Here is a 1,041-nt window from a genome sequence, read left to right as displayed (position 1 = left end):
TCCAGGCACGCAGCGCCGTGCGGACCGTGTTCAGGTCCTCGAGAGTCAGAGAGCGAGTCTCGGACCTCTCGCGGTGGATGCGCGAGGTCTGCTGGACCGGGTTCACGGCGAGCGCGTCGTGACGGACCGCCATCCCGAGCATCGCGCCCATGACCACCTTCGTCTTCCACTGACGGCTGGTGCTGGTTGCGCGGAGCCGGACAAGGAAGAGGTCGAGCCGGCTGGTGGTGATCTCCCGGAGGCGAAGCCGGCCGAGTTCGGGGATGACCACCTTGGAGAGAATGCGTTCGTACTCATTGATGGTGGTGGCCTCGATCCGACCTTCGTCGCGGAGGTACTTCAGCCACAGCGACGCCAGCTTGGCGACTGTGGTGTCGGAGGTGATCGCCTGCCGGGTGGGTGTGGCGCGATCGACCAGCTTCTCACGCAGCGCGCGCTCAGCCGCCGCCTTCGTGGTGCCGGTAGCCGTGACCTCTCGAGTCACTCCGTCCTTGTCCCGGATCCGGGTGCGCGCCCGGTACGCACCTTCTCGAACTTGTGTAATCCGGATCGTGCCCCAGGTGCCCAACGCCGTCGGCGGGCGTCCGCGTGCCATCTCGAACCCTTCCTCAGCGCGGCCGGCTTGCCCGGGACAACGAGACGCCGTCGCCGGAGCGTTGCTCGGGGACGAGCGGGAGGTCGTCAAAGTTGTCGACGTGCTCCTCGACCCAGGCGTCCAGGTCGGATCGGCGGTAGCGCAGGCAGCCGCCGATCTTCACCGCTCATGGGCCGAAGCCCGCGCGCCGGGTTCTCCAGGTGTAGAGCGTGGCCTTCGGAATCGAGAGATACGCGGCGGCCTGGTCGATGGTGAAGATGCCGCCTTCCATGTTGGTGTCGGTCGTGGTGCTCACGGTGTGCTCCTTCGTCGTGACGAGAACAGGTTTGCTCTCGTAGTGAAGGTGTGCACCGGCGACCGCCGCGCTTGTGGAGAACCGAAGCGATGGCTGTGCCATGTAGCTGCCGGGACAGCTTGCCCGGCATGAGGGTTGCATTTTAGCCACG

Annotated in this window: 2 protein-coding genes and 1 pseudogene; all 3 read right to left on the bottom strand. The window is 66.2% G+C overall.

Translation table 11 applies throughout. The annotated features are described in order from the left end of the window. A partial coding sequence (locus ACYQ0U_RS22695) for a tyrosine-type recombinase/integrase (RefSeq protein WP_459976153.1) occupies positions 1-595 on the bottom strand: 595 nt, incomplete at its 3' end. Positions 596-608: 13 nt separating this feature from the next. Next, positions 609-758, bottom strand: a complete 150-nt coding sequence (locus ACYQ0U_RS22690; protein ID WP_459976152.1) for a hypothetical protein — start codon at positions 756-758, stop codon at positions 609-611. A 3-nt stretch (positions 759-761) separates the two neighbouring features. Continuing rightward, positions 762-1,041, bottom strand: a pseudogene (locus tag ACYQ0U_RS22685) (hypothetical protein); the annotation flags it as partial.

It is taken from the genome of Nocardioides pyridinolyticus, from assembly GCF_054653575.1.
The sequence above is the reverse complement of the archived record's forward strand: the minus strand, read 5'-3'. Positions and strand labels throughout refer to the sequence as shown.